This window comes from Streptomyces sp. SID3212, assembly GCF_009865405.1.
GTDB lineage: Bacteria > Actinomycetota > Actinomycetes > Streptomycetales > Streptomycetaceae > Streptomyces.
This window is the reverse complement of record NZ_WWJY01000052.1, coordinates 1-3,512: the sequence shown is the minus strand read 5'-3', so window position 1 is coordinate 3,512 and position 3,512 is coordinate 1. Positions and strand designations below refer to the sequence as shown.

Genomic DNA, 3,512 nt, shown 5'->3' with positions numbered 1-3,512 from the left:
GTCCCGGCCGGATCCCCGAACCCCCCACCCGGCCGGGGCGCGCTTTGTACCGCCACCCCGCGCGGCACGATCAGCCCTTGACCGCGCCCTGCATGATCCCGCCCACGATGTGCCGGCCGAAGAGCACGAACGCCAGCAGCAGCGGCAGCGTGCCGAGCAGCGCGCCCGCCATGATCACCGACTGGTCCGGGATGTAACCGCGGCCGAGCCCGGTCAGCGCCACCTGCACGGTCGGGTTGCCGCTCTGCGTCAGCGCGATGATCGGCCAGAAGAAGTCGTTCCAGGCCATCACGAACGTCAGCATCCCCAGCACCGCCATCGCAGGCCGCGCCGCCGGGAAGACGACGTGCCACATCACCCGCCAGCTGCTCGCGCCGTCCACCCGGGCCGCCTCGATCAGCTCGGTGGGCAGCGCCCGCGTCAGGTACTGCCGCATGAAGAACACCCCGAAGGCGCTGACCAGGCCGGGCAGCACGACGGACTGGAGCCGGTCCGTCCAGGACAACTCGGCGATCAGCAGATACAGCGGGACGACGCTGAGCTGCGGCGGCACCATCATCGTGCCGATCACCAGCGCCAGCAGCGCGTTCCGGAAGCGGAAGCGCAGCTTGGCGAAGGCGAACCCGGCGAGCGTCGAGAAGAACACCGTCCCCGCCGCGACGCTGCCCGCCACGACGGTCGTGTTGACCAGGGCCGTACCGAGGTTGGCGTCGGTCCAGGCGATCTCCAGGTTCTTGAGGAGATGGCCGCCGAACCAGAACGGCGGCGGGGTGTGCGCCAGCCTGCCACTGGTACGGGAGGCCGCGACCGCCGTCCAGACGAGGGGGAAGAGCGACCCGGCGGCGAAGAGGATCAGCACGGCGTGCGCGACCCGGCCGCCGGTCGGCTGCCGCGTTCCCCCGGACGTACGGTTCATCGCTTCCCCTCCCCTGCGATATCCCCTGCGATCCGCCGGGCGACCAGCCAGTTCACCGCGCCGACCACCAGCAGGATCAGGAACATCGCCCAGGCGATCGCCGAGGCCCGGCCGAGATGGAGGTTCACCCAGCCCTGCTCGTACAGGTAGAGCCCGAGGGTCTGGTACTGGTGGTTCACCCCGCCCGTCGCGCCCGCGCCGCCGTTGAAGAGCAGCGGCTCCCCGAACAGCTGGGTGGCGCCGATCGTGGAGACCACACAGGTGAAGAGGATGGTCGGCCGCAGCGACGGCACGGTCACATGGACGAACTGCTGCCACCGGGAGGCCCCGTCCAGGGCCGCCGACTCGTACAGGTCGCCGGGGACGGACTGCATGGCCGCCAGATAGATCAGCGCGTTGTAGCCGGTCCACCGCCAGACGACGATCGTGGAGACCGCGATCCGGGAGGTCCAGTCGCCGTTCTGCCAGTCGACCGCGTCGAGACCGACCGCGCCCAGCGCCCAGTTGATCAGCCCGTGGTCGCGGCCGAAGAGCAGCACGAAGACGAGGGTCGCGGCGGCGACCGAGGTGGCGTACGGCGTGAGCACGGCGACCCGGAAGAACGCCGAGCCGCGCAGGCGGTGGTGGAGCAGGTGCGCGAGGCCGAGGGCGATCAGCAGCTGGGGGACGGTGGAGAGCAGCCCGATGGTGACGGTGTTGGCCAGCGCGTTCCAGAAGAAGTCGTCGTCCAGCAGCCGCGAGAAGTTGCGCAGGCCCACCCACTCCCGGTGGTCGGGGGCGGTGAGTTCGACGCGGTGGAGCGCGGCCCAGCCGGTGTAGAGGAGGGGGAAGAGCCCGAAGACGGCGAAGAAGGCGAAGAACGGGGCGACGAAGACGTACGGGCTCCAGCGCAGGTCACGGCGGTGCCGACGGCTGCGGCGGGCGCGCCGCCGCTCGTCGCGGGGGTCGGCGGCGTGACCCGTTCCCGGGGGAGCGGCGACGGACACGCCACCGGCCGGCAGCTCACCGGCGGCGGGAGCTTCCCCGGGGATCGGCGCTCCGCCGGTGACCGGCGTTCCACCGGCCACCGGCGCCTCGCTCGTCACAGGTCCAGCGCGTTGTCGATGGCCTTCACCGCGGCGTCCCAGCCGTCCTCCGAGGACGTGCCCTTCTGGTCGACCTGGAGCATCCCGACGTCGGACAGGTTCTGCGCGATGATCAGATCCTTCGGTCCGACGATCTGTACGGGGACACCTCGCGCCGCGTCGGAGAAGATCCGCCCGATGGGCGCGTTCCCGAAGTACGGGTGCCGCGCGCCGGCCACCACGGGCAGCGCGTACGCGGCCCGCGCGCTCGGGAAGCTGCCGCGCTCGGCGAAGAGCGTCGCCTGCTGGGCGGGGGCGGTCAGCCAGGCGGCCAGCGCGGCGGCCTCCCTCGTATGGCGGCCCGTCCTGGGCACGACGAGGAACGAGCCGCCCCAGTTGCCGGGACGGGGCGCGGCGGCCACGTCCCACCGGTTACGGCCCGCCGCCCCGGACTTGTCCTGGATGTAGCCGAGCATCCAGGCGGGGCAGGAGACGGTGGCGAAGGACGCGTTGGCGAACCCCTGGTCCCAGGCGGGCGTGAACTGCTGGAGCTTGGCGGTCAGACCGGAGGCCGCGAACCGGGCGGCGGTGCGCCAGGCGTTCCGTACCGTCGTACTGGTCCGGTAGACGACCTTGCCGCGCCGGTCGTAGAAGCGGTGCGGGTCGGCGGCGGTCACGGCGGCCATCACGCCGCTCGCCGAGTCCACGAAGGCCGTGCCCCGGGGTGCCTTCGCCCGGTACCGCTTGCCGGTGGCCAGGTACTTCCCCCAGTCGCCCGCCCACAGCCGCCCCACGGCCGCGCGGTCGGTGGGCAGGCCGGCCTTGGCGAAGAGGTCCTTGCGGTAGCAGATGGCCTGCGGCCCGATGTCGGTGCCGAGGCCGAGGGTCCTGCCCCGGCGGTCCGTGGCCTGCGCCCACTTCCACGGCAGGAAGGCGCCCCGGTCCACGCCCGCTGCCGCGCCGAGGTCGACCAGCTTGCCGGACTGGGTGGCGGTGACCTCGGCGATGTTGCTGACCTCGACGGCCTGGATGTCGGCGAGTCCGCTGCCGCTGCCCAGGTGGGTGAGGAGCTGGGGGTAGTAGTTCTCGTTGCGCTGGATGGACGTCTGCCGGATCGCGATGTCCGGACGGAGCGTCATGTACCGCTCGTAGAGCCCGGCTTCCTCGAACCCGAAGGACCCGAAGACCCCGACGGTGAGGGTGGTCCGCCCGTCGGACGCCCCGCCTCCGCATCCGGCCGCCGCGCCGGCCCCGAGGACGCAGACGATCCCGAGGACGGCCGCCCGACGGGACGTACGGCTGATCCGGAAGCCCTTGCCGAGCCGGAAGCCCTTGCCGAGCCGGCGCACACGATCCTCCCGCGACGACGGAGGTACGGGCACGGTGGGGCCCGCACCTTGCGCGCAGCGTCGCGGCTGTTCAGGGGCGGGTCAAGGAACCGGGCGGGGCCCGACCGCAAAGATCATCCCCTGGGACCACGCCCCACCGTCCCGCGCCCCCGGTGTGAGCTACACGGGCGGGGTGCCGGGCGG

The 3,512-nt window shown here is 72.4% G+C and carries 3 protein-coding genes; all 3 read right to left on the bottom strand.

Annotation, left to right across the window (positions count from 1 at the left end):
- Nucleotides 1-70: 70 nt before the first annotated feature.
- A complete protein-coding gene (locus GT042_RS02060) occupies nt 71-916 on the bottom strand; it encodes a carbohydrate ABC transporter permease (RefSeq protein WP_161306973.1) in 846 nt (281 codons plus the stop codon).
- Nucleotides 913-1,902: a sugar ABC transporter permease gene (locus GT042_RS02055; RefSeq protein ID WP_345943650.1), complete on the bottom strand. Its 990-nt coding sequence runs from the start codon at nt 1,900-1,902 to the stop codon at nt 913-915. Before GT042_RS02055 ends, GT042_RS02060 begins: the two co-directional genes overlap by 4 nt.
- A 95-nt stretch (nt 1,903-1,997) precedes the next feature.
- The gene (locus tag GT042_RS02050; RefSeq protein WP_345943649.1) at nt 1,998-3,248 is read right to left on the bottom strand and encodes an ABC transporter substrate-binding protein; all 1,251 of its coding nucleotides are present in this window, start codon (nt 3,246-3,248) and stop codon (nt 1,998-2,000) included.
- Nucleotides 3,249-3,512: the final 264 nt, after the last annotated feature.